The organism is Acinetobacter psychrotolerans (assembly GCF_048552595.1).
GTDB lineage: Bacteria > Pseudomonadota > Gammaproteobacteria > Pseudomonadales > Moraxellaceae > Acinetobacter.
In genome coordinates, this window is sequence record NZ_JBIMDK010000006.1 from 158,346 (window position 1) to 185,131 (window position 26,786).

22 protein-coding genes are annotated in these 26,786 nt (G+C 38.5%); 8 read left to right on the forward strand and 14 right to left on the reverse strand.

Annotated features, from left to right (window positions below; translation table 11 throughout):
* Positions 1–89: 89 nt before the first annotated feature.
* Positions 90–2,099, forward strand: coding sequence for an esterase/lipase family protein (locus ACG94X_RS07840; RefSeq protein WP_419383178.1), 2,010 nt, complete (start codon positions 90–92; stop codon positions 2,097–2,099).
* A gap of 853 nt (positions 2,100–2,952) precedes the next feature.
* Here the strand turns inward: ACG94X_RS07840 and ACG94X_RS07845 are convergent.
* The 10 genes from ACG94X_RS07845 to ACG94X_RS07890 form a co-directional block, all read right to left on the reverse strand.
* Complete coding sequence (locus ACG94X_RS07845; RefSeq protein ID WP_419383179.1) at positions 2,953–4,188, reverse strand: hypothetical protein; 1,236 nt, start codon at positions 4,186–4,188, stop codon at positions 2,953–2,955.
* Positions 4,189–4,195: 7 nt separating this feature from the next.
* Positions 4,196–7,072, reverse strand: coding sequence for a type I restriction endonuclease subunit R (locus ACG94X_RS07850; RefSeq protein ID WP_419383180.1), 2,877 nt, complete (start codon positions 7,070–7,072; stop codon positions 4,196–4,198).
* A 180-nt stretch (positions 7,073–7,252) separates the two neighbouring features.
* On the reverse strand, positions 7,253–7,618 hold the full coding sequence (locus ACG94X_RS07855; protein WP_104498412.1) for a hypothetical protein: 366 nt from the start codon (positions 7,616–7,618) through the stop codon (positions 7,253–7,255).
* Between the two features lie 18 nt (positions 7,619–7,636).
* Positions 7,637–8,473, reverse strand: coding sequence for a hypothetical protein (locus tag ACG94X_RS07860; protein ID WP_419383181.1), 837 nt, complete (start codon positions 8,471–8,473; stop codon positions 7,637–7,639).
* Positions 8,474–8,482: 9 nt separating this feature from the next.
* Positions 8,483–9,595, reverse strand: a complete 1,113-nt coding sequence (locus ACG94X_RS07865) for a hypothetical protein (RefSeq protein WP_419383182.1) — start codon at positions 9,593–9,595, stop codon at positions 8,483–8,485.
* Between the two features lie 43 nt (positions 9,596–9,638).
* Positions 9,639–10,844: a restriction endonuclease subunit S gene (locus tag ACG94X_RS07870; protein ID WP_419383183.1), complete on the reverse strand. Its 1,206-nt coding sequence runs from the start codon at positions 10,842–10,844 to the stop codon at positions 9,639–9,641.
* Entirely contained in the window at positions 10,844–12,412 is a 1,569-nt protein-coding gene (locus ACG94X_RS07875; RefSeq protein WP_419383184.1) for a type I restriction-modification system subunit M, read from the reverse strand. The genes ACG94X_RS07870 and ACG94X_RS07875 overlap by 1 nt, the downstream gene beginning before the upstream one ends.
* A gap of 192 nt (positions 12,413–12,604) precedes the next feature.
* Positions 12,605–13,609, reverse strand: a complete 1,005-nt coding sequence (locus ACG94X_RS07880; protein ID WP_419383185.1) for a hypothetical protein — start codon at positions 13,607–13,609, stop codon at positions 12,605–12,607.
* A gap of 79 nt (positions 13,610–13,688) precedes the next feature.
* Positions 13,689–14,732, reverse strand: a complete 1,044-nt coding sequence (locus ACG94X_RS07885; protein ID WP_419383186.1) for a YagK/YfjJ domain-containing protein — start codon at positions 14,730–14,732, stop codon at positions 13,689–13,691.
* Positions 14,733–14,947: 215 nt separating this feature from the next.
* Positions 14,948–15,163 (reverse strand): helix-turn-helix transcriptional regulator, encoded by a 216-nt coding sequence (locus ACG94X_RS07890; protein ID WP_419383187.1) that lies wholly within the window; start codon positions 15,161–15,163, stop codon positions 14,948–14,950.
* Between the two features lie 86 nt (positions 15,164–15,249).
* Between ACG94X_RS07890 and ACG94X_RS07895 the strand changes: the two genes are divergently transcribed.
* The 5 genes from ACG94X_RS07895 to ACG94X_RS07915 all read left to right on the forward strand — a co-directional run bounded on the left by ACG94X_RS07895 (position 15,250) and on the right by ACG94X_RS07915 (position 20,153).
* Positions 15,250–16,539 (forward strand): hypothetical protein, encoded by a 1,290-nt coding sequence (locus ACG94X_RS07895; protein ID WP_419383188.1) that lies wholly within the window; start codon positions 15,250–15,252, stop codon positions 16,537–16,539.
* 89 nt (positions 16,540–16,628) lie between these two features.
* Positions 16,629–16,916 carry a hypothetical protein gene (locus tag ACG94X_RS07900; protein WP_419383189.1) on the forward strand — a complete coding sequence of 96 codons (288 nt, stop codon included), beginning with the start codon at positions 16,629–16,631 and terminating at the stop codon, positions 16,914–16,916.
* 17 nt (positions 16,917–16,933) lie between these two features.
* Positions 16,934–17,968, forward strand: a complete 1,035-nt coding sequence (locus tag ACG94X_RS07905) for a DUF932 domain-containing protein (RefSeq protein ID WP_419383190.1) — start codon at positions 16,934–16,936, stop codon at positions 17,966–17,968.
* Positions 17,969–18,085: 117 nt separating this feature from the next.
* Positions 18,086–19,156 carry a YqaJ viral recombinase family nuclease gene (locus ACG94X_RS07910; RefSeq protein WP_419383191.1) on the forward strand — a complete coding sequence of 357 codons (1,071 nt, stop codon included), beginning with the start codon at positions 18,086–18,088 and terminating at the stop codon, positions 19,154–19,156.
* 112 nt (positions 19,157–19,268) lie between these two features.
* Positions 19,269–20,153 (forward strand): recombination directionality factor, encoded by an 885-nt coding sequence (locus ACG94X_RS07915; protein ID WP_419383192.1) that lies wholly within the window; start codon positions 19,269–19,271, stop codon positions 20,151–20,153.
* A 93-nt stretch (positions 20,154–20,246) separates the two neighbouring features.
* Here ACG94X_RS07915 and ACG94X_RS07920 read toward each other — a convergent pair whose 3' ends face one another.
* Positions 20,247–20,615, reverse strand: a complete 369-nt coding sequence (locus ACG94X_RS07920; RefSeq protein WP_419383193.1) for a hypothetical protein — start codon at positions 20,613–20,615, stop codon at positions 20,247–20,249.
* A gap of 813 nt (positions 20,616–21,428) precedes the next feature.
* Here ACG94X_RS07920 and ACG94X_RS07925 point away from each other — a divergent pair.
* Both ACG94X_RS07925 and ACG94X_RS07930 read left to right on the forward strand, forming a co-directional pair.
* Positions 21,429–22,715 (forward strand): GAF domain-containing protein, encoded by a 1,287-nt coding sequence (locus ACG94X_RS07925; protein WP_000257537.1) that lies wholly within the window; start codon positions 21,429–21,431, stop codon positions 22,713–22,715.
* A 617-nt stretch (positions 22,716–23,332) separates the two neighbouring features.
* Complete coding sequence (locus tag ACG94X_RS07930) at positions 23,333–24,310, forward strand: sensor domain-containing diguanylate cyclase (RefSeq protein WP_002119794.1); 978 nt, start codon at positions 23,333–23,335, stop codon at positions 24,308–24,310.
* A 219-nt stretch (positions 24,311–24,529) separates the two neighbouring features.
* Here the strand turns inward: ACG94X_RS07930 and ACG94X_RS07935 are convergent, their stop codons facing one another.
* Genes ACG94X_RS07935 through ACG94X_RS07945 form a run of 3 tightly spaced genes read right to left on the reverse strand, consistent with a single transcriptional unit; the run spans position 24,530 to position 26,781 of the window.
* Positions 24,530–25,192 (reverse strand): peptide-methionine (S)-S-oxide reductase MsrA, encoded by a 663-nt coding sequence (locus ACG94X_RS07935; protein WP_001281573.1) that lies wholly within the window; start codon positions 25,190–25,192, stop codon positions 24,530–24,532.
* 9 nt (positions 25,193–25,201) lie between these two features.
* Positions 25,202–26,476: an acetyl-CoA C-acetyltransferase gene (locus ACG94X_RS07940; RefSeq protein ID WP_000857678.1), complete on the reverse strand. Its 1,275-nt coding sequence runs from the start codon at positions 26,474–26,476 to the stop codon at positions 25,202–25,204.
* On the reverse strand, positions 26,473–26,781 hold the full coding sequence (locus tag ACG94X_RS07945) for an antibiotic biosynthesis monooxygenase family protein (RefSeq protein WP_002122973.1): 309 nt from the start codon (positions 26,779–26,781) through the stop codon (positions 26,473–26,475). The genes ACG94X_RS07940 and ACG94X_RS07945 overlap by 4 nt, the downstream gene beginning before the upstream one ends.
* Positions 26,782–26,786 lie beyond the last annotated feature (5 nt).

Here is a 26,786-nt window from a genome sequence, read left to right on the forward strand (position 1 = left end):
AAAATAGACTGAACATTCAGTCTATTTTTAATTTATAAATTGAATTTCAATAAAAATATCGTATGATTCAAAAAAGATTGAACTGGTTAATGATTATGCAAAACACTAAAACAATTTTTTTGCTCTGTGCAATGGCAATAAGCCCTTTGCTTTTAAATGGTTGTCAGGTCGTTAGTGTTAAAAATCAAAAAGTAAATGTCACTATTGCCAATGAACGTGACAGTATTTTAACGCGTTCAAAAATGAGTGAAGCCAGCTTAAATGTACTTTCCATGACAGGACGAGAAGCCAAGTCATGTACCGAAGATCCTGACAAATGTGTCACTGATTTAGCGCAAATTCCACAAATTCAAGATGAACAATTACTCTCTACTGCCAGTGAAATCTACTTAACCAAAGCTTTATCTTTGGGTGAATCGTCCAATTGCAAAATCAGCATTTTTTCTAAGCATCAATCTGAAGAAAAACAAAAAATTAACCAACAAAATCATGAAAAATGCTTAGACCAACAAATGATCATGTTAGATAAGAGCATTCGTTATAGCTATGGCTATTTATTTAAGACCGAACGCCAACCACATCAGCGTATTTTCAATAATAGACAAGTACAAATTCGAGATTTTTACAATCAATCATTGGCAAAGTTAATCTCGACCTATGCACTCAGACATAAAAGTCAAAAAATTTCCAAGCAAATTAAAGTCGGTACAAGCACTTATAGCATCAACTTTTCAGGTTATCCGCAACTCGCCAATACGGAACTTGAGAACTTATTATCGAGTTATAATTTAAACTTTTCAGGGCTTCGCTCGATCAACCGTCGAGATGGTTTCGGTGCTGAATTTGTTGCCGTTCTACCTGAAAATAAAGCACCTGAAGAAAATAAATACATTATTGATCCTAACAGCCATCAATATAAAAATGGCATCAATCCGAATATTCATCCACCACGTTATTTATCAGTCAGCATTGCAGCGCAACCCCAGAATTCTGAAAATTTACAAAATATTTTGCACGACCCAAATTTTCAACTCAATATTTATGACCCTTATAGTATTGAAAATATTAAAGTGAGTGGAAAAGAATATCCGCTTGCTGCCAATTTTTCTGCACCCTACGGGTTATGGCTCGCTGAAAATAATCTAGGTATTGCAGCTTATCTGAGTTTAATTGATCGTGATCAGCACTTAACCATGCCGCATTTATACATGCTTGAACCCTACAATCCGAATAAGAAAGTGATTGTTTTGGTTCATGGTTTAGCAAGTAGCCCTGAGGCTTGGATTCGTTTAACCAATGATATTATGGGCGATGATGTCTTAAGAGAACATTATCAAGTGTGGCAAGTTTTTTATTCAACCAATATGCCCATTTTAGAAAGTCGCTATCAGATCAATACCATTATTAACCAAGGCTTTGCTTCTATTGACCAAAATTCCCCTTCTGCTAAAGATGCGGTTTTGATTGGTCATAGTATGGGCGGTATTATTGCGCGCTTATTGGTGAGTGATGCCAACCTTATTCAACCTGCATTAAACATGTTAAATAATCGAAAATTCGATAAATTTAAAAATGATGATATTTTTAAATCACGTTTAACCATTAAATCTGTGCCTAATTTCGATCGTGCAATATTTATATCTGCACCTCATCGTGGTACTGAGTTTGCAGATCGTTGGTTTACTTTAGCTGCACGAAAAATCATTAAACTACCTGGTGCATTTTTAGGTGCTTTAGCAGATTCAATTGATGAACGAGATGTCAATGCGAAAAACTTTCTAAAAGATGTCGGTCATGGTCTAATTCAAAATGGCCCTAGTGATTTAAGCCATAATTCTAAATTTACCTTATTGACTAAAAATATTATGCCTAAAAAAGGTATGGTTTATCATTCTATTATGGGTAATATTACAGACAGTAATGACCCAAACATTATGACTGATGGTATTGTCCCATATAAAAGTGCGCATTTAGATGGTGCCGTTTCTGAGAAAATCATCAAAGGTGGTCACTCAATCCAAGAAACACCAGAAGCAGTATTAGAATTAAGACGAATTTTAAGATTACATTTGAGTGACTTGGGTATTTATAAACGATAATCAAAATTCAAGACATAGCACTTGGAGTACTATGTCTTGAATTCAGCAAATTTGATAAATGGTTAAGATTGAAACTAAAGCTTAAATCTATTGAGAAACTTTTTAAAAATCAATATGACGATGACTATATGGTTTATGTAGATATAGTTCAGGAATTATATCTCACATTCACTTTCCAAATAGCTCTATCTAACTCCCTCAAGCAGCCTGCATAAAAACATCTATCACACAAACTGAAGACGACCGAACAGCCAAAGCTGATATCGAAAGCTATTTTTAGCATATGGAAAAATTAATTTCCAAGTGCATTGATTACAGTTTTTTTAATTTTCAATCCCAATATCACAATCCATCTTTATTGTTTAATCGTTAATCATAGTGTGACTTTTTTCAAGCACTTAAAAATTTACTATAAATCTTCTCTTTTGGCATAAAGCAACCTTTTGTTACTATAAAAGACCTGTTTTATCTTTCAGTTTTAATTTATATCAAAAAGTGACTGATAAAAGTTTGATGAAAAGTATGTTCATAGGTAGTTTTGATTTTTATATAATTTATACTACCCTCTTAAACCTACATCAATACTCAAAAAAGTATCGGTTTGGATAGAATCAGTATCGATTGAATCTGAAAACGCTCAATCACATAGATTTTAAAAATTTAAAGGCTTTATTAAATTGACTCAAGATAATTCAATGACTGACTCACCATCTCACACCCCTATGATGCATTAATACTTTATCATTGTTTTAATTAGCTATTTTTAGGTTAATTATAATTAAGTACACCATAGGGTATACATAATAAAAAAGCATGCTCATTGGCATGGTGTTATTAGGTATTTATAGCTTAATTATTCAAAAGGAAAACTTAAATTCGTATTGCTTTGAATTGTCCTAATCGCCGTTTCCCGTACTTTATCATCAATATCATACATCAACCCTAAAGCACATTGGTAATGCTCAGCACAAACTTTTCTTACTTCTGAATCTTCATCATTTATCAGTTGAATGGCACCAGAACAATATTGTGCACAAGCCTTGCGAATTTCTATCTCATCATCATGTAAAAGATCATCTACGCAGTCTTCATATTCTAAACAAGCCAATCGAACATTCATGTCATTATCATTGACTAGTGCTTTTGCAAAATCCTCATCAACTTCAACACATGCCTTCCGAACTTCTGGATCACGGTCTTGAATCAAGATAGCTGCAATATGGTAATTATTTAATTCTTTTAAAGCATTTAACTTTAGCTTTGTATTCTGACTTTCCAAAATCATGAATTTAGCATGCTCTGCGATAGCATCATCTTCATCTGTCATTAACTGAATAGTACAACTTTCGTAAAGCTGAACACATGCTGACCTTACATCCCAATCATCTAAATGATGATCTAGAATCAAGAGTGCCATTTCTTCATCTATATGACATAAATCAACTAATTGCTCTGAACCCAAACAATACCAATCATTATCCTCAATAAGCTTTTCAATACATGCGCTTTTGATGTCTACATCTTCATCATGAATCAAAGATAAGGCATATTCTCTCGAGTGCTGAGCACATAGCAATCGCAGTTGCTTTGTATCTGACTCCAGACACTCTTCAGCAAAATGCTCATCTTCTTCAATTTCATTTTGTAAAATATCCGAAGCCACAACACGTAACCCGATATCTTCAGAGGTAATTAAGCCTAAAGCTACTGTTCTTAGAATGTCAGTATCCTCTTCACCAGCCTCAAGTATTAAAGGAAAACATGATTCCCAATTTAGGCAAGCCCAGCGAACACTCACATCTTCATCTTGATACAAAAATCGAGCACATGCCTCCCATTTTTCAGCACATATTGAACGAATAGTTACATCTTTATCAGCAATAAGCTTTAAAGCTAAAAACTCATAATGAATAGCACATAGCTGTCTAATTTCAGGATTTTCATCATGAATTAAAGTTTGTGCAAAGAACTCACTTTTTTCAATACATCTCTTTTTAATATCTTTATCAAAGTACGAAAGGTATTTATTTGCTGTCAGTGGATCAGTCAGTAAGGCATCTACCTGAGCATCAATATTTTGCATATCCATTACCTACTCAAAACCCCGTATAAAACTTCTCAATCAACTGGCGTGTTTTAATCAATAAATTGCTCAACACATTGTCCCGTTCAAACAGCTTGATTTTGTAGTTTGGTAATTCTTTCATTTCTTCTTTTCTTGGTAAGCGTTTATTAAACTCATAATTATCCAAGACTTGTTTCATAACTTCAGGCTTTAGATTTTCTTTTTCACAAAAGTGCTGATAGGCTTGCTCTTTTTCTGCATCCCAAAACTGAGCAAAAGCCACCTGTACGCTTTGCCCATTCATCATTTTTGGCATATTTTCTTCGATGAACTTTTGAATCAAGTCTTGCTTATCATGCAAGCTAATATCACTACCAATCAGATCGTTTACCTGTGCTTTATATCTCTGCCGCTGCTCATCTGTTTCAGCATTCACTGCCATCTGTAACAGCGTCAGGATATAACCCACATTAATACGGTCACTGTGTAATAAATCCAATTGAAAATCGACATCATCCAATACCGAAACTTTTTCTTTCTTGGTGGTCTTTCTAACGGCACGACACAAGTCAGCATACTTAGAGGCGAAGTTCGCAAAGTGCTGCTTATCCAGTTGGGTTTGGTCTTGATCGTACTCAATAAAAGTTTGTAATTGCGCGTTATAACGCATCACTTCACGGAAGGCCTTAATAAATTCCAGTTGCTGTTCTTCAGTGACAAGATCATCGACTGATTGGTAATTGGGCGTTAAGGCAAACAATTTGCTCACCGCTGCTTGGTAATCCTGTTCGATTTCCGCATAGCTTGGAACAAGTACAATCTTGGTGGTTTCTTTATTGGAAAATAATGCCAAAGCTTCATCAGTGGCACGTTTTAAATTGCGGAAACAGATGATATTACCAAACGGCTTTTTGTCATTTAATACCCGATTCGTCCGTGAGAAGGCTTGAATCAGACCGTGATGTTTAAGGTTCTTATCAACATACAAGGTGTTGAGTGGCTTTGAATCAAAACCTGTGAGGAACATATTGACCACGATTAGAATATCAATCTGCCTATTTTTTACGCGCTGTGCGATATCGCGGTAGTACGCATAAAATTGATCACCTGAGTTGTAGTTGGTTTTGAACTGTCGATTGTAATTAGCAATGTAGCGATCCAGCTTATCCCGACTAGATGAATTGACCTGACTTGGAATATCTGCGGCTTCTTCATGAATCAAGCCATTTAAGTCATCAGTCGGTACAGCCTCATTTGCAGCGTAGGAAAAGATGGTTGCAATGGTCAAAGGCTTAAATATCCGACCTTGTGCTTCATCTTCAATTTGCTTTTCAGCCTGCACCTTTTCAAAGATGTCGTAATATTGGGTCAGTGTATCTACTGAACTGACACAGAACATAGCTGTGAATTCACGATTACGGGTTTTGGTATCGTGGATATTGACAATGTAGCGGGCAATCATTTCTAAGCGTTGCGGGTTGTCGTAAAGTTCTTTGGTATCGATGCCTTCTACATCTTCATCATAACTTTCATTAGTCGCCATGCCTTTGACCGTGTATTTGCCACGATAATCAATTTGGAATTGAAGTACGTTACGGTCTCGAATCGCATCCACAATGACATATTGATGCAAACACTGATTGAACAAATAGTCAGTGGTGAGTTTCAAACCTGCTTTAGATTGACTATTTTCCTCAAAGATCGGTGTTCCCGTAAAACCAAACATCTGTGCATTGCTGAAAAACTTCTTGATGTTCTGATGGGTTTCACCAAACTGACTGCGATGACACTCGTCAAAGATAAACACCACTTTCTGGTCTTTGAGATAATCGATGTATTCCAGATAGCGATCGTTGCTGATGGCTCGATTGAGTTTTTGAATGGTCGTTACAATCAGTTTGTCATGACGTTGGTCAAGCTGTTTAACCAAAGTAGATGTGTTATCAGTACTGTCCACGCTCTCGGCTTTAAAAGCATTGAATTCTCTGGATGTTTGCGTATCAAGGTCGTTACGATCCACCACGAACAGGACTTTTTCCACGTCCGGCATCTGCATGATGATCTGACTGGCTTTAAACGAGGTCAGGGTTTTGCCTGAACCAGTGGTGTGCCAGATATAGCCATTCTGATCCGAGCTTTGTACATGCTGGACAATTTTCTGTACTGCATAGATCTGATAGGGACGCAGCACCATCAGGCTTTTTGTGGTTTCTAGCAGCACCATGTACTGGGTCAGCATTTGGGTCAGATGCTGCTGATTTAAAAATGCTTCGGCAAAGTCGACAATTTCATTGATGTGTTTGTTACTGACATCGGCCCATGGAAAGGCAAACTCGATGCCAGTAGTACCATTTGAATAATAGCGGGTATTGGCACCATTACTGATGACAAACAGCTGGATAAAACCAAACAGGCCCTGTCCTGCCCAATAGGCTTCACGGGTATAACGCTGGGTCTGATTAAAGGCTTCGGCAATTTCCATACCGCGCTTTTTCAGCTCGATCTGTACCAGTGGCAAACCATTGACCAGTAAAGTCACATCAAAACGGCTGGTACGTCCATTATAGTCGCGGTGGTCGATAGTGATTTGATTGGTGACTTGATATACATTTTTGCTTGGGTCATCTGATAAAAAGAAAATGTGCTTGCTTGAACCATCATCAAATTTGACAGGAAACTGGTCACGTAAGTTTTTAGCCCGTTCAAATACCGTGCCTGTATTAAGAAAGCTAATCACCTGCTTCCATTCAGTTTCTGACAGTGGCGCTAGTCCATTGGCGCGTTCAATCTGGGTTTTCAGGTTTGACAGTAGCTGGCTTTCATCCTTGAGCGTGACTGAGGCATAACCCAATTGCTTGAGCTGGCTAATCAGTTCATTTTCAAGTTGGTATTCGCTTTGTACTGTCATTTCACCATCACTTTAAATCAATATTTAACAACAACTTAACCAATACAATAACTAAGCATAGTTTTAGCTATTTATCAAATTTTAGACTCTATTTAAACAAAATCTGTGCAACGCATATTTTTCATTAATCTCATTTAAAGACTTGATAAGAGGAATACCACATAGAAAACTTTTAAAGAATCAGTGCATTAATCTCAAAAACTGAGGATTATTCACCTTCATTTGCAAATTGTTTTTATATTCTTCAATTGTTCCTCGAGCACAGAAACGCTTACCTACCATGCCATCAATACGACCGAAACGCTCTTCAAACCATTTGTAGTTATTGTCCCAAACTAAAAGCGTCAACGTTTGATTCGGATACATTCGATCAAGGTTTAAATAATGCCGATTTTCTAAATGCTTAATCTCAGCTAACTGCCCACATGCCATCACGGTCTTACCAACATGGAATGGAGCTTTAATTGCCTCAATTTTAATTTCCTGCGAAAAAGCATTTAAGCTCGCCATAGACAACAAAGAAGTAATTAATATTTTTTTTAGCATAGGGAACACCTTAAGTATTTAATAGCTTGAAATCTGATTTTCTACAGAGCGAATCACAATTTGAGGAACACCTTTATAGCTTTCGACTAAGCCCGTGATACAAATCTTGCTACCCTCTGATGTCGGCATGATGTTGTTTGACCAAATCACTGCACTGAATTTATGTTTTGGATATATACCTCCAAAATTTATATACGTTGCTTTTGCTGTTTTTGAAATTTGACTCACTTCACCACAGACAGTCGTATTTTCCCCAATATATGCATCGGCTTCATAGACTGTAATCTGACTGGATGACGATAAATTTGTATCGTCTATATTTCCTTCAAATGGATTTGCGACAGTCGGTTCAACAATCTCTCTTGGTTGAGCAACTGGTTGAATTTCAGATGGTGTACTTTCTACCTGTCGTTTATTGGCTACTACTGGAGTAAATCTCTCAGGTAAATTTTGATTTTCCTGACTACTTGATGATTCTTCTTGTGACGAAGCAGTAATATCACCTCCTATTGCAGAAGTATCATAATCTGCTTCAGACCTCGAATCACTTTTCGCAATTATCAAGTAAACTACTATCAAAACAATGAAAATAATTAGGCAAGCAATCATAGCTTTGTATTGTTTATTCTTGCGAGTCTGTTCTTGATATAAAGGATTTAGCCCTGCTTGTTTTTTAATCTCAAGCTCATGTTCTTGTTGCTTCTTTTTAATCTCAAGCTCATGTTCTTGTTGCTTCTTTTGATACTCTAACTCATCTTCCCTTTTTTTCTGCTCAATTTCTTGGTCGTCTGCCATTCGAGAAAAAACAGCTAAAAAGAAAAGCACTGCAAAGATAATCCCTATAGTCTCTAACATCATTACCTCCTAGATAATTTGCTGTAATGAATTTAGAACCATTTGTGGCTTCCCTCTGTATTCCTCAATTTTACCTTGAATACATAAGGTATTATTTTCTACATTTCGCAGTTGTTTGCTGATATGAGAGTTATTATTCCAAATGACTACTGTAAATGTTGCTTTTGGATAAGGTTGATCAAAGTTCAAATACACCCCTTTTGAGAACTCTTTTAATTGGGCTACCTTACCGCATACTATTCGATTTTGACCAATAAACATACTAGCTTGAATAGATTGAATATGATTCGCACTTGAAGTGGAATTTTGATCTGCCTGAACATCTGATGAAAGATAACTAGGTGAAACTTGCTGTGTTATGGGTATATTCTCAGCAGATTGTGAGGTCGATTTTATATATAACACTGCGCCTAGCGCAATAGAGGCAACAAGACCTACTCCGATATAAATCTGTTTTTTGATTTCATTTTTAACTGAGCCAAGCTCTTGTGTTTGCCTTCCTTTCATCTCTGAAAGTTCTTTTTGTACATTTTGTAGTTCTTGTAAATGATTTTGTTTAAATGCATCTATACCTTTTCTGACATTGCTTAGCTCATTTGAAACATCTGAATGATTTAGTGAATTATTTGTAGTTAGCTGTTTTTCTAAATCGGCTATTTTAGCTTCTTGTTCAGCGATTAGAACTTGAATCTGTTTTTGTTTAGATTGTTCAGTAATTTGATGGCTCACTTGAGCTTGTAATGCTTTACGAATCTCAAGGATCACTTGTTGCTGTTGTTGAAATGCTTTTTTATTGGTATAGCGTAAGACAATTCCAAATTGTTGAATTAAATCATTCTGACGCTCGAGAAAGTCATTAAACTTTTCATACCCCTTATTATTGATTTTTGCGTAACCGTCCAATTCAATTGGCAATTGATAGCCTTTGCTTTCATTAACGATCATGAAATCAATATACCGATTACCAGATTTATTATCTTTAAATGGATACTGAGCGATAACATCATCGGGGGTGATTTCTGGCATTTGACTTAAAATTTCATCTACAAATTTTTCTTCATAGCCAACAATATGCTTAATCTTGTCTCTATTTTCATATTTCCACTTTTGCCAGTCCAACATTCCACACCCATACAAAAAAATTAAAAAACTCTAAAGCTTAAAATTATACAAACATCTGCTGCAACAAGCCATTTTTCCAAGTTTTCGCTTGTTCAATTTGCTGTGCCACGACTTCAATTTTTTGGTCAATCGCAGATAAGAAATTAGCGATTTTGGTTTGTTCTTCCTTTGTTGATGGAATCTTGTATTCCAATTTTTTCAAATCTTTATTATAGACATGCTTCACCGTTGTACCTGTAACACACAATAAAATTTTGCTTTTCTCAAAATTTATTAAGTAGCTAAAAAATTTAGGTGAGCAGATATATTTTGGTCTTAATATATTGATATCCCCACCAAGAAAAACACCCTTTCGATTTAGGCATGATGCTTTTGCAAGCCCATCGGGAGTTACATCAGAGCTAGGCATCAAAATATCACCAATATTACTAGGGTTCTTTGCCTTTAAATTTGTTTTTGAATACACCTTATCAATAACTTCATTATATTTGGTGAATAACTCGCCATAATGAATGCACTCAAACTGACTTTCTGGATCGATATTACTCTTTGAGAAAGGTTCGCCTCTAAAAAAATCAAATATTTCTCCTAATTTCTTTTCCTTCCACTCCCCAAACTCACTGCCATCATCTGCTTTAAAACGAATCTGCTGACTAAACAACTTCTGCATCATGCCTTGTTTATATTGGCTAAGTAACTCATGTTTTTGCGTGAGTTGGCTAATCTTTTCATCGACTGCGGAAAGAAAAGAAGCGATTTTGGTTTGTTCTGCTTTGGATGGAAGGCTAATAGGTAAAGATATTAGATCTTCTCTAACAAATCCTTTAATAGACGTCCCTTGATTTAAATCTAACAATCTTGGGGTGATATTTTTCATTAAATATGCAATAAAAAGAGCATAATCTTTTTTAGGTGTGAGAGCTGTAAAATCTTGACTTGTACATAATTCTTGGTTTGTAAGAGCAACTTTTCCAACACCAACACGAGATACTAACAAAATACTATTCTTAGGTATCTTTTTTGTAGCACTATTTTTTATAGCATCTTCTGAAATAAAGCGATTTATACGTATATCGAAGATACTCTCTTCATTTAAATCAGAACTAGATATCCAAGGAATGTTCCCATTCCAATAATCATGAATATCTTTTGAAGGAGTTCCTCCACTGCTAAACTCACCTAAATCCTTAACTTTAGTATTGATCCAGTCATTATCAAATTCTTTAAATCTTAACTTCGGTACAGCCATTACTTCACCTCCGCAAACGGAGAAGCAACACCAAGCTCTTTGCAAAAATCTGCAATCACAGCATCAGTATTTTGGCTGTCGTGTTCCAAAGCTTGAAGCTGTTTTGCAATCGCATCTAAATCAATCTCGGCTTCCGCTTCAAAGGTATCCACATAACGCGGAATATTCAGGTTGTAATCGTTATCTTTCACTTCCTGCAAAGTTGCTACATGCGCGTATTTTTCAATATCCTGACGGTTTTCAACCGCTGCAATAATATTGTCCAAATGCTCAGGCAATAACTTGTTTTGATTCTTCTGCTTTTCAAAACCGTTACTGGCATCAATAAACAGAATATTGCCGCTATGCTCACGGTTTTTCTTCAAGACCAGAATACAGGTTGGAATAGACGTACCATAGAAAATATTGGCGGGTAGACCAATAATCGCATCCACCACGTTCATCTGTTCAATCAAATACTGACGAATCACGCCCTCACTCGAACCACGGAACAATACACCATGCGGCAACACCACTGCCATCGTGCCGAGATCATCCAACTGAAACAACATGTGCTGCACAAAAGCCATATCCGCTTTGGAACTTGGTGCAAGCTTGCCATAAGCGGCAAAGCGCTCATCCTGTAGAAATAACGGATCGGCCGACCAGTTGGCTGAAAATGGCGGATTGGCCACCACCGCATCAAACTTTTTATCTAAATGCTGCGGACGGGTTAAGGTGTTTTCCTGCTTGATGTCGAACTTGGCAAAATGCACATCATGCAAAATCATGTTCATCCGCGCCAAGTTATAGGTGGTACGGTTCATCTCTTGACCGTAAATCATATCCACATTTTTGACTTCACGTTTCACCCGCAGCAACAACGAACCTGAACCACAAGTGGGATCATAGACTGAACGTAAACGCTCTTTACCTTGGGTGACAATCTTGGCCAGTAAGGTTGATACTGTTTGTGGTGTATAGAATTCACCGGCTTTTTTGCCCGCACCTGATGCAAACTCACCAATCAGGTATTCGTAAGCATCCCCAAGTACATCGGCTTCAGTATTGCTAATGTCAAAATCAATATCGTCTAAATGACTGAGGACTTTTGCCACCAGTTCATTGCGGTCACTGGCATTATTGCCCAGCTTAGTCGAATTCAGATCCATATCTTCAAACAGGTTGGCAAAGTCATCGGCAGAGTCGGTGCCTAAAGTACTTTGTTCAATCGATTTTAAAGTCGCAGTTAAATCATCCAGAATGAATTCGCCCTGACGGCCACGCTCGGCCAGCGTATGGAATAGTTGTTTTGGCGTCAGCGCATAACCGACTTCGGCAATGGCATTCTTTTTAATTTCTTCGATATAAGGTACATGCTCAGGATTTTGTTCATCTAATTCTAAAAAGCTGACGTCTTCACCATCTAGCACATCATTGGCAAAAGTAACCGACTTTTCCGATAAATATTTAAAGAAAATAAACCCCAGAATGTAATCACGGAATTCATCTGCGCCCATCGTGCCACGTAAAGTATTGGCAATATTCCAAAGTTGTTTTTGTAATTGTTGCAGTTGTACCTGGGTCATTGTTATAGAAGTCCAATTAAGTGAATCATTAATCAAATGATTTTACCTAAAATTCTAAATCATGCAGCAGTAAAAAGGTGGAAAAGGACATAAATTATCGCTTTACTTCAACTTATGGACAGAAAGCCATAAAAATAAAACTCCCATGCTAGATATGGGAGTTTTTATAGTGATCGTACTTTTGATAAACAATTAAAAAATCATAAGTTTGTAGTCAGGTTTAATTGCTTTCGAAGAGTAATGATGCATTTTCATAGGTTCAATAATAGACTTAAAATACTTCGACCAGTCTTGATAGCCCCATGAAGCACCTACCACATGATTGGTCTCAACCAAAAATGCTTGCTCACATACAAGCGCTATTTTCAGATCCACCCATAGTTCTTGACTAAGAAGGTTGAATCTTAAAGGTTCTTCTAAAGCAGGGTGCTTCAGAAGGTGTCCTACATCAGTAAATGCAAATACTCTACCGCAATACTGTCCATTGAGATCTTTAGAGATTTGATAGAAAAATCCATGTAAATTATCTAAATTCTCCTTTTTCAGCATATTGATAAACTTACGTACAACCGCTGCAAACTGCTGCTCATCTTTAAGCTGTAGTGGAATACTCATACGTCGGTAAATGGCATCAAACTTGAAATCTACCTGATGAATGCAGATCTGTTGATGCTCACGTAAAAGTTTGGCAACAAATCGATTGACTGAGGTTTGTTGATCCTTTACCTGTTGAGAAATTTTTGAAATTGTTTTGGTCATCATTTTTTCTTCAACTAATGCCCTACCACGTAACTCATTCCAACACCGCTCAATCAGCATGATATTTGTGAAATATGAATCATCTTTTTGACAGTAAACCGGTAGGGGCAAACTTCTAATTATCCCTGAGCATTCTCTGAAACATTGAAATACCTTTTGTATTTGTGGATCAAAAATATGCCCTTCACCTAACTGTGGATCAAAGCAGTCAAAGTGATGGCTTGCCAAACCTAAAAAATAGTCTAATTGATCGGTGGAAAGATATCCTAAATTATTGTTAGTATTTGAATTTACCCTTAAAACTTGGGCAGAGGGCGAGGTGATTTTTTTAAATAGCTTGGGTGCTTCTGTAAGCACCCAAGCTTGTTGCGCTGAAACATAATTTACAGGAACTGGAATTACTTTGCTCTTTGGCGATAATGCTGCGTATGTATTCATATATAGGCTCTGATATGTATTTTTTTAGTGCCCTGCTCATCAGGTGAATGAGCAGGTATAACTTCGGTGATATGTAGATTTATGTCCCTCTACGAGGGCGGCCTGATTTACGTTTACTTGCTAGCTTCTGACTTACTCCAAACGTCTTCCCTCTTTCACTAGAAGGAAGAAAAAGAAATTGATCAACTTTTGTAAAATAACCTGCAATTTCTTTTAGTGCATTAAATCCCTCCTGATTATCATGATGTAACATTCCTATACCTAAGCGTTTATACCGGTGCTTAGAAGCATTACAATTGTAATAAGCACCCTTCTCCTGAGTGACTTCTACCCACGCTTTACCAAAAGCATCTCCTAAAATTTCATCTTTCTGATGTTGATTACCATCTAAAAAAAACAAGGTATGATAGTGGTAGCCCTTATTTTTCCCATATTCAAGCTTCCAGATATAAGCAATCATATGCACTTTCATAGAACGCAATTTCTTCAGGTAAGTCTCAAAATATTTTTTGAAACATTTAATATCTTCCACTAAGTGCGTTTGATTCTTCAGCATTCCTAAATCAAGACGTAATACAAGCACCTTTGCAAAATTTTCTCTAAGCTCATCAATTTTCTCAATCGCACGATCTAGTTGATGTTTTGATCGCTCAGATCGGTTACGTTGTTCACTAATGAAAGACTCCTCATTTACTAATTCGTATGTTTTGCCAACAAAATGATTTACTAAATCTGCAAAAATAATTGAAATCCCTCTTTTTGGGTCTTGAATCAAATCATTTGCTCTGTAGTTCCTAAAGTATCTTGGTTCAAATCCTATTGGACTTAAGATTTCTTCATACGCCTTGCAATAAACTTCAACATGTTCATTTTTCACCCTTAACAACTCTATATCTTCTTTTAATGGCAAATTAGATAAGAGTTTTAAAAGTAAGGGGGGTTGACCTTCATAACCCCCAATCTTTTTTCTTGAGTAAACAGACTGAATCTTTTTATCGCATATTTGTTGGACAAACCTTACAATATCTGGAAGTTGCTTCAGAACTGAATCAATAATTACTGAATCATTCTCTGATGATTCAGTAATATTCACAGTGTTGTTGTCATCGTTACTCATAGTCATTACTTTTTCCAGACATGAGTTCTCCCTGAAGGTATAGCTTGTGGGCTATACCTATTTCTTAGAAGGCTCATGTATATATAATTAATAGAAGATATATAAACCCTTAATATTATTAAGTACCTAAAGTCTGCTCATTGGCTGAGCACGGCATAGGTGAGCTTAACTGCTTAGATAGCTGGGCATTTATATGGTCAACTCGTTGGAAAGTTATCCTTTTAGTATTTGGCTACATTTCTTGTTTTCAACCAAGTACAGATGTCCTTTTCAAACCACCCTACAGCATTCAAACTTAGTTTGATTGGTCTAGGAAAGTCCTTATCATACCGAGGTGACTTTGGATTCATTTTGTCGTAAATTGTTGACCGGCTAAGACCACTTAATTGTTCAAACTCTTTACGTCTTACAATTTTGAAATCAGAAATTAAATTCATGCTAGGCTCCTTCGATAACTCTTAGGAATAGAATGCACTTTCATTTTTCCAAGCTGTACCCAAACCATCATAGAAATATTGATATTATGCCTACCGTTAGTTTTTCATCATTACAAAGTAAGACACATCCAACTCTTAGACGAATCACCAATTTAGAAATTCTTAAATTTCAATTTGAATTGACATTTCCAAAGTTCTTTGAAGAGCTGCTGAATTCACAAAAATTGATATCTAAAAGAATAAAAAAATTTCTAGAGATACCTGATCATTTTAGTATTGAGCCGGAAGCAGAAGGATTACGTAGTGAATTGATTAGTGATGTTATTTCTAACCTGAAATTGATTGAAGTTTGCTTTTGCTATTTTCAGACCAGCTATTTAAATACTTCTGAAGAAAAACTAACCATGAGTGGTATTAACTTTCAAAAATTTACTATTTTTTTAGAAAGCTTGTCTGATATTTTTACAGATATTCTTGAGTGTGCGAACATCCATGGAATTGATTATTATTATTTTTCAGCAACTTACTCTATAAGTGATCTTATTAGTCATAATGACCTTGATAGTTTGATTCGAGACACTTTTGATATTCAACATTATATTAATTTTTTAAAAAATACCAACGACGAAAATAAGTTAAGTCAACAGCGAATAGAACAAATTTCTTATTTAAAACAAAGCCTTTTGTATAAATATCATGTGCCAAATACACTCAATACATCTACATCATTTATAGAAGTCAAAAATATATCTCAAGTCTTTAATGATGAAGAAATCCGTAATGATTATATAAGCTTGAATTTGCGTCTTAATGAAGAGCCGTCTAATCTACCTGATATATTCGTTAGCTTTTTAGTTCAATACCTAGAGAATCGAATATTTCTTGATAGATATATCGCAGAGCATTCAGAGGATACATTTAAAAATGTTTTGCATAATGAAGATATTATTCGAAGATTCTTAAATGACCTAGACTCAATTGAAAATGCCTCATCCGACAATAACAGGATTCTATCCCAACTTAACTCCTTAATTTGCCTTAAATATTACAGATGTAAAAGTATAAATTCAGAACATAATTTAGATGACCATATTTCTGCTTTAAAAGAACTTTTAGCACGCCCTCCAGAGTCTGAGTTTTGGATAAATCTTAAAAACAATTCTTCAAAAAAAACCATAACGGACGAGCTATCTGAATTTATGCAGCCTTATAAATGTAAGTTAACAGATAAAAACAGGCCTATTGATCAATTAGTCTGCTCAACACATGACGACTTACAGATTAAAAAATTTAATCGAAAAGCTCTAGATGTAAGCTTGCTATATTTCAAAGACAAATATTTAGACCTCAACAAAATTAAAAAGAATTTCCAATAATTCCAATATATTTCATATATATATTACAAAAATGATAACTACCCATAAGGTCTGCTCAGCAGACCTTTTTTAATTTTAGAGGTGTCCATATGACGACTTGCCCTGCTTGTCATAGTGAAGGAATAACTTTTCTTGGATTAGCTCCAAAAAGATCTAACCAAGCCCCAAGCCAAATCTGGTCACAACCAACACTTATCTTCATTGGCAAAGAATTAGCCAAAGTTTACAGAATTCCTTCTGTAATTGGAGAAATTACAGGAGCCAGCTTAGGCTATGTACTTAATTATTATTTACAGAAACATTCTGGATTTCCTACCGTGCAAAATGAGAAATCTTACATCTGTAATGACTGCAATTTAACTTTTCAAATCAATTAACAATAATAGGTATAAAGATGGCACATCAACTTGAACAAATGGCGTATGTCGGAGAAACCCCTTGGCATGGTCTAGGGAACCAACTCACTCAGAATCAGCCGATTGAAGTCTGGGCCCAGCAAGCAGGTATGGATTGGCGCATCGAATCCTCGAATGTAAGTTACATGGCACAGAATGAACGTGGGCAGAGCATCATCATGCCCTATGAAGAACAGCGGGTACTGTATCGTTCCGATACTCATGCACCCTTGTCTGTGGTCAGTCAGCGTTATCAGGAAGTCCAGCCGATGGAGATTCTGGAGTTCTACCGGGATCTGACCGAGCAATCTGGCTTTGAGCTGGAAACCGCAGGTGTACTCAAAGGTGGGAAGAAGTTCTGGGCATTGGCACGTACCGGACAATCTACGGCACTGAAGGGCAAGGATGTCAGTAATGGCTATATTCTGCTGGCGACTGCCTGTGACGGTACACTGGCGACTACAGCACAGTTCACCAATATCCGGGTGGTATGCAATAACACCTTAGCGATTGCCTTACGTGGACAGAGCAGCAGTGCGGGTGTGGTCAAAGTCCCGCACAGTACCAAGTTTGATGCGGACAAGGTCAAACAACAATTGGGTATTTCAGTCCGTGCATGGGATGAACACATGTATGAAATGAAACAGCTGAGTCAACGTAAAGTCACTCAAGGTGAGGCAGCAGCTTTCTTTGATGCAGTGTTCAACAATACCAGCATGAGTGTTGCCGATCAGGAGGAGAACATCATTCAGTTCTATCGGAATATGGCTACTCCAACTCCAGCCAAAGAAAAGCCTGAACCGAATGGACGTGCCATGGCTAAAGTCATGGACATGTTCAATGGACAAGGCCGTGGTGCAGAACTCAGCTCAGCCAAAGATACTGCCTATGGTTTGCTGTGTTCAATCACCGAGTTTGCCGATCATGAACGTCGTGCCATGAGTGCTGATCACCGCCTCGATTCAGCCTGGTTTGGTGCAGGTGCAGCCCTTAAACAAAGAGGCTTAGAGCAAGCATTACGCTTAATCGCCTAACTAGGTTAAACATCAAGAAAACCCAATAAAACATACATATAAGCTATGTCCTTCGGGATGTGGCTTTTTTATGCCGCAAATTTAGAACAGCCAACCATATTGATCAGGAATAAATCTATGAATCAAATCGCAAAGTTACCCAACCCACCGATTTCACAACCTTTTAACTTACCGATCCCAACAAGAAAACCCTCTAAATCGATAAAGCCTGCTGTAGCGAAACGCTTAGCCAATACCAAAAATATGCAATATCAAGACTGGCTTGAAGTGCGTAAACAAGGTATTGGCAGCAGTGATGCTGCAACCGCATGTGGATTAAATCCCTACATGTCGATGCTGGAACTGTGGATGATTAAAACTGGTCGAACTCAGCAGAACATTGATGATGACAGCTCGGGCGTTGCACCGTTGTATTGGGGCAAACAGTTAGAGCCACTTGTGGCGGAGTATTACAGTCTGCACACCAATAATAAAGTTAGACGAGTCAATGCAGTGCTTCAGCATCCCGACCCGGATAAGTCCTTTATGTTGGCCAACTTAGATTACGCTATTGTCGGTAGTGATGACGTGCAAATCTTGGAATGCAAAACCGCAGGAGAATATGGCTCAAAACTTTGGCGTGATGGCGTACCGCTTTATGTGCTGTGTCAGGTGCAACATCAATTGGCTGTAACAGGAAAACAAGCCGCGCATATCTGTGTCCTGCTCTGTGGGCATGAAACCAAGATCTTCAAAGTCACCCGTAGTGAATCTGTTATTGAACATCTTATCAAAGCTGAGCATTACTTCTGGGAATGTGTGGAAAAGGACGTACCGCCTGATATTGATGCCTCTGAATCCGCAGCTAAAGCTCTGCAACAACTTTATCCGCAACACACCCCTTTAACTGTAGAGGACTTAAGTCATAATGCAACCGCCAATCAACTCTTCGAACAATTGATTAAAACCAAAACGCAGATAGAACAGCAGCAACAAAGCTTCGATCAGATCAAGCATCAAATCCAAGCCATGATGAAAGAAGCCGAACGAGCCACCTTTCAGGCAGGCTCGGTGACGTGGAAGAAAAGCAAGGACTCGGTCAGTTTAGACAGTAAAGCCTTGCTCAAGCTACATCCTGAAATGTTAGAACAATTCCCGCAAAGCAGAGTTGGCACTAGACGCTTCCATATCTATAACGATGCAAGTTAGCTTCAGCATTTAACTTCAATATCCATCAAAAATCCCGTGCCTAAATGCATGGGATTTTTATTTTCAAATTTAAAAAATCAAAGTCACTAATCAATTTATAGAGGAAATCAACATGATTAAAGGTCTAGCAATTACCCCACCTATTTTAGGACGGATTAGTATTGGTCGAGTGGTAGAAAAGAATGGAAAACGCCTGCCTGAAAAAGATGATCAATTTACCATTACCTCACAAATCCAAAGTAAGGAAAGCGGTTGGGTAAAACATCCTTTAGATGAACAATTACGCAGTCAAACCCCTAATCAAAAGTTGCGTACTATTCCAGTGCGAATGATCTTTAACGATCCAGAGCTAAATTTACGTGCCGAGTACAGCTTATTCGATCGGCAGACTGGGCGACCTGTTTGTGTTGGGGATGGTCAAACCTGTCGCAGACTGACCAGTCAGGGTGTTGAGCAACATCCATGTCCATCACCGGATTTATGTCCTCTAGCTCAAGGAGGGAACTGCAAACCCTATGGTCGCTTGCATGTGAATTTGGATGACTCGGATGAATTGGGTACGTTCATCTTTAGAACCACGGGTTTTAACAGTATCCGTACCCTTGCAGCTCGATTGTCTTACTACAGTGCCGCTTCAGGCGGATTATTGTCTTGTTTACCATTGCAACTAACATTACGTGGAAAAAGTACCATCCAAAGCTATCGCCAACCGGTATATTACGTGGATCTAACCTTAAAGGATGGGGTGAGTTTGAATGATGCGATTCGTACAGCCAAGGAAATTGATAAGCAGAGTAAAGAAGCAGGATTTTATCAGGAGGCTGTAGATTTCGTAGCAAAGCAGGGTTTTGCTAATGCGCAGTTTGAAGTGAATGGTGAAGAGAGTTTTGATGTGGTAGATGAGTTTTTCACTCATTCAGAGAATTCATTAGATATTCCTAATTCAATGGATAAATTCCCTAACATGATTACAAAAACTGTAGAAAAAATTATATAAAGGAATGCCTTAGGGCATTCCTCTTCAAACATGTTTTACTAATTATTTTCAAGTATAAAATTCTGGTTACGTGAAATATAATTCTAAAAGCTTTTATGGATTTAATGGAATGCTAGTTTCTTCTAAATCATCATCATGAGCATGGTCATAGTATTCAGTTGTTTCTCCTTGATCTTGTTCATCTAGATTTTGAGATTCAACTTGATTAGTATCAATTTTCTCTCTCTTAGATATCTGTTCATTTAAGTCTTTAGGTGAAAGGTAATTCTCTAATCCAAAAATAAAATCAATTTTTTTACCCAGTTTTACATCTTTATAAGTTGTAGCATCCAAAGCACTATCTAAGGAAAATTTATGCAAATTATCAGCATCTATTTGAGAAGAAAATCTTTGTTTAAACTCAACTGGAGTTACAGGAGGTATAAAGTTGTAAGTACTACTTACATGATGTCCATTGGACATTTTAGGTATCTCTCTAAAGAAAAAAATCTTTACAAATTGTTCGTATAATGTGACTTATTAGACAGTTTACGTAGGGGCTATGTATGGATGCAGACTTTGGATATCAGATTAAAAGAGTTGTGAAATTAAGGGTTCACGAAAAACTGCAAATATAGGGCAAATCAGATTGTCTATACCCATAATTTAGAGCGCCCGAGCATCAGGAACTCACTGAAAGCAGACGTTTCTGAAAATAAACAAGGCACAGCGCTTGAAAATTTCGAGACATCAACGTTTTGCCAAAAGGCTAAAAATGCGTGCACTACTCATTTCGCATTTAAAGAGAGCATCGGTTATTAGGCAATAACGATGTGGCCAAAATTTGTCGACCACTACACTATCTCGTAAACGAGTTTGATAGACGTCAACTAGTACGTATTTTTAGTGTAAGGTCATATTAATGCACGATGCTAAACTCTGCTGTGAGCTAGGTAGGATGTATAAATACCATAAATATTTCAATGCTTTACTTTTTAAAGCTCAAGTGAGTTACTCAGTTCCGACTGTTGGTGGCAGATTTGGAATCTCGCGATTTGTCTTAAATGTCAGCCAAGCAAGTCTCTCGCTAATAAAGTGTTGACTATCCCTGACAAAGTAACAATTTCTTGCCATAATCAGACTTAAGCACTTTACTTAGAGTGTATGTGCGCCGCTTAATGCATCAATGCTGCTAATTCCCTGATTGACATCAATCACTTTGTTTCCTGTTTGATACTCTGAGATAAACAAGATCGAATGATGCAAAAGGGGACTATTTAAATACTGAGGGAACAAATGGCAGTAGATTTGAGCATAGAAACCGCTCTGCTCCTAGAGCGCTGGCAAGGCATTGTAAACTCGATGGCTCAAGTCGCGGAAGTGCCTTGTGTGCTGATTAATCGATTAGATAAAAACGAAATTTGTCAGGCTGTTGGCAGTGTGTCAGTACCAACTTTTTATTGCGGTGAACCTGTTCCATTGGCACTTAACACTTATTGTTCCCAAGTCATTTCCAGTAACCAGCCATTACTAGTTGAAAATGCAATCGGTACCCGATATGAAAACAATAACCCAACATTTGCAGCAGGCTTTAGTTATTACTATGGCCTGCCATTGCTTTGGCCTAGCGGAAAAACTTTCGGTACTTTGTGTATGTTGGACTTTTCAAGCCCAGATCGGGCATCACAACACTGTTCCTTACTCACACTTTTTAAGCAGGCCATTGAATACGATTTACAGATGCTTCAACAACAGCAAGATCTGCTAAAGCGTGAGCAACAAGCAGACAAAAAATTTATACAACTATTCAATGAGATGTCAAATAGGATAAGACCGGTAACTAATAATAAGTTGCTTCAATCTGAGTTGTTTGTACTTTTGACAAGCCAATACCAATACTGGCATCAGGAACTGGATAAGCAGCTTAATCAAACCGTCCTGACTGATGAAAACTCCATTCATATAGCGGCACTGGTTCGAATTTGGTCAAATTTGTTGGCGATTGCCCATGAAACAGAATGGTTGAGAGCTACGGCAGTTCTAGAACCTTATAGTTGTGATGCTGTTGCGTCACTGGTCAATGCAACTCCATTATTAGAACAAGCAGTGTATAAAACAGCGCTGACCCTTGGTGCTGATCTCGTTTTGAGGAGTCATTTGCCTAATCCACTGTTACTAAGTGGGAAACCAGAGTTATGGTCTCTGATAGGACTAGCTATCACGAGCTTTTTAGTTGTTGGCGCCAGCGGTACAAGTATAACTATTTTTGTCAGTAACCGATTAAAAGGTAAGTACAGAGTTTTGGAATGGTCCCTTCTTGTAAAAGGCCAGACGATGCCGCTGCGTTTTACCCGCGATAATCAAGCGCTTTATGGTTTTGCAACAGTATGTGCCGAGTTAGCGGGTGCTGTTCTTGAATCTGGTGAGTGGCAATTAACTGAGAGTCTTCAGCAACAGAGTCGTTATCTCAACTCAAATCGTGATCACGTTGACGACATTGAAAGCAGGAATGCTTCAAGAACTGCTAATGGCATAACCAGGCTTATCTGCTTATCGATACCGGTGATGGGAGACGATTTATAAACACTCAGCGATGATCAGCGAAGTTGTGTTTTAGTTTTCTTGTTGGCACTACATCCGGTATGGCGGCCTTTAATCTGAGAGTGACACTTGGGATAACTGAAAAACTGGCTGTGATTCTGCTGAACGGAGCTTGGTGCTAAGCATGTTGGCGTCATTCAAAGCAAGGTCAACACTGCTATTAACGTTTACGATTATCTGACGGACGTGCTGCTGCGCGTCAACCAACATCCAGTAAGCAAGGTACATGAACTAATGCCGAAGTTACGGAAAGCTCAGTTCGAAAGCGCATTACAGCGTTCAGCTCTATTTAGCAATCCCGATGCTTCGGTAAAATAAGCCACGGAAAATGCTCCGGAGGCCGCATGCACACTAAATAGATGACGTTAGACGAAGAGTTGGATTTAAACGAGCAAATTATAGAGCCTGCGACCGGAAAAGCCAAAAGTTTATAAATACAGCTAAAACTCAAATCAAGCAGGCGAATATTGTACAAAACAATACCATTGCTACAGAGATAACTTCAAGTCTGACAGATCTATGCTAGAGTTAAATCAACGATTTAATTCATTTTTCTATGCAGGATCTTTGAAAAATGCAGTAGAAAAACGGAGAAGTACATGACCTTTAGTTTAGCTCAAACAGCTAGTGCAGAAACCACACTAAAAGCACCTGCTGAAGCAGATCAGAACCTGCGGGATATCACTGAACTGGCGTGTTATATCTGTGATGCACCAGTGGCTATGGTGACGCGAACCGATGACACAAAGCTGAATCTAATTGCAAAAGTTGGTATTTCGCGTACCTCTGTATTAATTAAAGAGTCCTTTTGCGTGTATGCAATGGAAACACCTGATGCGGTAATGGTGGTCCCTGACGCTACTTTAGATCACAGATTCAGTACCAATGCTATGGTGATTTCAGGACCTGGCTACCGATTTTATGCTGGCTCGCCGCTGATTGATCCCGAAGGTGCAGTGATTGGTACTATTTGTGTCTATGATCATGTTCCTAAGCAGCTGAACCAGCGGCAGATAAGCTCTTTGCAGGCTCTGTCCAGACAAGTGATCGCCATACTGGAGCTGAAAAAAGTCGGCGAACAATTACATAATACCAGCATGACGGATGCGCTGACAGGGGTGAACAACAGAAGAGCTTTTGACCTCAAGTTTGAAGCTGAATTTGCTCGCTGGCAAAGAACAGGACAATCTTTTGTACTGGCATTGATTGATATTGATCACTTTAAGAGTTTTAACGACAGCTATGGTCATGCCGCAGGAGATGAGGCACTGAGTCAAGTCGCGGCTCTGTTTCAGCGCCATAGCAGGAACTATGACTTTTTCGCCCGTTATGGTGGTGAAGAGTTTGTGCTGATCCTGCCAGGCACAGACACAGCGTCCGCAAATAAAACACTGGAAAAGTTAAGGCTGGTAGTGGCTAACCATGAGTGGTTATTACGACAATTAACGGTCAGCATAGGTTTGGCCAGCGCTGATTTATTTGACGACAAAAAGCAGTTGCTCGAAGTCGCCGATCAGATGTTATACAAAGCTAAAACCCAAGGCCGCAATCAAACCAGTGTGTTCGCCACACTGTAAGAGATCTGTTCATGCTGCGCTGATCTCAAGACCTCATAAAAACTGAGGTCTTGCTTCGGTCGATAAGCTGGTCTGATATTGGCATTATTTATTCCTTTCAAATACATGGGTAATGCGACTTACACAGATTTTTTATGCTCTCTTGGACTCCATGTGAAGGAGATCGTCACATTCTTTACATATAGAAAATAGAGTTCTTTAGCCAGCTGCAATTTCAGATTAACCGATTCGGTAAGCTTTCTGCATTTCCGGAGACAACTTTTTTAGCCAGCTTGAGAGACTGAAGCCTTTTCTATCGGTACTATTTAATTTAGTAAAATACAGATGTTCATCCCAGCGAGGACCGAAATCTACTTCTGCAAGACTTACAAGCTGTTTGTTTCTGCGAAGACGATGCTTTTGATGGTAATCTTCGGCGGGCCAAAAATAACCATTTTGTTCTCCGGCCTCAATCACCTCGGGAGATTTCTCCTTTCCAATCGCTTGAATCAGTTCTTCAGCTACTTGTTTTTGCTCCAGATCAAAAACAAAAAGTATCTGGCGATACTGGCCCTGCTTTCTACCATGAACAGACCATGATTCAAAACTTCCAAGAAGTTCCCTGTAGCTGATTTGGTCTTTATCGTAGATCACTCTGACGACTTCGGCGTGTCCGTTGATGTTGCGGTAACTCGGATCCAGAGTTGATGCTCCAGCGTAGCCAACACGTGTTTGCACTACTCCCTGCGTCCCTCCAAAATTAGAATCCGGTCCCCAAAAGCAACCCATGCCGAAAACCGTTTGACTAAGCTTCCCGATTTTCAATGCTTCTTCGATTGCTTCAGGGGTTGCAAATTCATAGCTTTCAACACCGTCTTCTTTATTCATTTTTAGATCCGACATATTTTTCTCCTAACTTTCAAGAATTGTAGCCACTCCCATTCCTCCCGCCGTGCAAACGACGATAAGGCCACGTTTTCCAGGACCAGCTGAGTGCAGTATCTTTGCTAAAACTCCGACGATCTTAGCGCCAGTAGCCGCAAACGGATGCCCAAGGGCAATGCTACTTCCACGGACATTTAGCTTCGAGCGGTCAATTTTTCCGAGAGGCTCTGATCGTCCCAAACGTGTTTTGCAGTATTCAGCAGACTCCCACGCCTTCATCGTGCAGAGCACTTGTCCAGCGAACGCCTCGTGAATTTCGTAAAAATCAAAATCCTGAAGCTTTAAGCCGTTTCGCTTCAATAATTCACTGACGGCCACAGTTGGGGCCATAAGCAAACCTTCGCCAGCGACATAATCCACGGCGGAAGTATGAGAATCCACAATCTTAGCCAACAGGGGCCAATTATTCTTTTTTGCCTCTTCTTCTGATGCTAAAAGAACGGTGGATGAGCCATCTGTGAGCGAGCTTGAATTTCCCGCCGTCAAAGTCCCTTTTTCTGATTTATCAAAAACAGGTTTTAACTTCGACAATTTTTCCAAAGTTGTATCAGCACGCAAAATTCCATCGGTCTTATTTCCTTGGAATGGAAAGACGAGATCATCATAAAACCCATCTTTATATGCTTGAGCTGCATTTCTGTGACTTGCCAGCGCTAACTCATCTTGCTCTTGGCGAGAAATATTCCACTCTTTAACCATGAGTTCGCAATGCTCACCCATTGATTTTCCGGTGCGTGGCTCAACCACTGCGGGCAACACTGGCTTTAGATCGCTAGGTTTAATTCCTAAAATGATTTTTACTTTCTCACCAAGCGTTCTGGCAGAATTCAACGCAATCAATTTTCTTGCGAAAGTTCGACTAACCATAATGGGCAAATCGCTGTTGCTATCAACACCGCCCGCAATGCCACTTTCAATTTGGTGGCTAGAAATTTTGTGAGCAATCTGAATCGTATTTTCCAAGCTCGTTCCGCAAGCACGTTGCACGTTATATGCCGGAGTGTTTGGATGCAAACCGGAGGATTGAACGACTTCACGAGCCAAATTCCAGTTAGCCGAGCTGTGCATGACAGCTCCTAAGGCTACATCGCCCACAGTTTTTCCTTCCAAGTTATATCTATCAACTAAACTCTTTAGGCTCGCCGTCATTAGTTCTTCACTTGAGACGTCTCGATATGCGGTCATAGATTTCATAAATGGAATCCGAGCTCCACCTACGATATAAACGTTTCTCGTTTTCATAATTTCACCTCCGGCTTTGTGTGCCGTTCAAAAACTTCTCCGACCTTCACGTCGTACGATTCAAAAATGTAGTCTTTGCCAAGCATCTTGGCTTTTTTGTGTTCGGGATGCTTATCCCAAGCATCGAAAGCTTCTCTGGTAAGGAACTCGACAATTAGAACATCTTCACCGTTAGGAGAAGAAAACCGCTCATGGCTTCCGTAACCAGGAATGGCTTCGACAAGCGCGGACATCTCGGCGTATCTTCTTTCAAACTCCCCACCGTGCTCCTTGGCAACACGACTGCGGAAAACTGCTATAATCATTGATC

Bases quoted from the DNA above. Each gene is read 5' to 3' on its own strand.
- ACG94X_RS07935 (WP_001281573.1), bottom strand. From the start codon at position 25,192: ATGTCGGATCTAAAAATGAATAAAGAAGACGGTGTTGAAAGCTATGAA.
- ACG94X_RS07875 (WP_419383184.1), bottom strand. From the start codon at position 12,412: ATGACCCAGGTACAACTGCAACAATTACAAAAACAACTTTGGAATATT.
- ACG94X_RS07845 (WP_419383179.1), bottom strand. From the start codon at position 4,188: ATGGATATGCAAAATATTGATGCTCAGGTAGATGCCTTACTGACTGAT.
- ACG94X_RS07905 (WP_419383190.1), top strand. From the start codon at position 16,934: ATGGCACATCAACTTGAACAAATGGCGTATGTCGGAGAAACCCCTTGG.
- ACG94X_RS07865 (WP_419383182.1), bottom strand. From the start codon at position 9,595: ATGTTGGACTGGCAAAAGTGGAAATATGAAAATAGAGACAAGATTAAG.
- ACG94X_RS07910 (WP_419383191.1), top strand. From the start codon at position 18,086: ATGAATCAAATCGCAAAGTTACCCAACCCACCGATTTCACAACCTTTT.
- ACG94X_RS07925 (WP_000257537.1), top strand. From the start codon at position 21,429: ATGGCAGTAGATTTGAGCATAGAAACCGCTCTGCTCCTAGAGCGCTGG.
- ACG94X_RS07870 (WP_419383183.1), bottom strand. From the start codon at position 10,844: ATGGCTGTACCGAAGTTAAGATTTAAAGAATTTGATAATGACTGGATC.
- ACG94X_RS07860 (WP_419383181.1), bottom strand. From the start codon at position 8,473: ATGTTAGAGACTATAGGGATTATCTTTGCAGTGCTTTTCTTTTTAGCT.
- ACG94X_RS07850 (WP_419383180.1), bottom strand. From the start codon at position 7,072: ATGACAGTACAAAGCGAATACCAACTTGAAAATGAACTGATTAGCCAG.
- ACG94X_RS07945 (WP_002122973.1), bottom strand. From the start codon at position 26,781: ATGATTATAGCAGTTTTCCGCAGTCGTGTTGCCAAGGAGCACGGTGGG.
- ACG94X_RS07840 (WP_419383178.1), top strand. From the start codon at position 90: ATGATTATGCAAAACACTAAAACAATTTTTTTGCTCTGTGCAATGGCA.
- ACG94X_RS07880 (WP_419383185.1), bottom strand. From the start codon at position 13,609: ATGAATACATACGCAGCATTATCGCCAAAGAGCAAAGTAATTCCAGTT.
- ACG94X_RS07920 (WP_419383193.1), bottom strand. From the start codon at position 20,615: ATGTCCAATGGACATCATGTAAGTAGTACTTACAACTTTATACCTCCT.
- ACG94X_RS07900 (WP_419383189.1), top strand. From the start codon at position 16,629: ATGACGACTTGCCCTGCTTGTCATAGTGAAGGAATAACTTTTCTTGGA.
- ACG94X_RS07940 (WP_000857678.1), bottom strand. From the start codon at position 26,476: ATGAAAACGAGAAACGTTTATATCGTAGGTGGAGCTCGGATTCCATTT.
- ACG94X_RS07930 (WP_002119794.1), top strand. From the start codon at position 23,333: ATGACCTTTAGTTTAGCTCAAACAGCTAGTGCAGAAACCACACTAAAA.
- ACG94X_RS07895 (WP_419383188.1), top strand. From the start codon at position 15,250: ATGCCTACCGTTAGTTTTTCATCATTACAAAGTAAGACACATCCAACT.
- ACG94X_RS07915 (WP_419383192.1), top strand. From the start codon at position 19,269: ATGATTAAAGGTCTAGCAATTACCCCACCTATTTTAGGACGGATTAGT.
- ACG94X_RS07855 (WP_104498412.1), bottom strand. From the start codon at position 7,618: ATGCTAAAAAAAATATTAATTACTTCTTTGTTGTCTATGGCGAGCTTA.
- ACG94X_RS07890 (WP_419383187.1), bottom strand. From the start codon at position 15,163: ATGAATTTAATTTCTGATTTCAAAATTGTAAGACGTAAAGAGTTTGAA.
- ACG94X_RS07885 (WP_419383186.1), bottom strand. From the start codon at position 14,732: ATGACTATGAGTAACGATGACAACAACACTGTGAATATTACTGAATCA.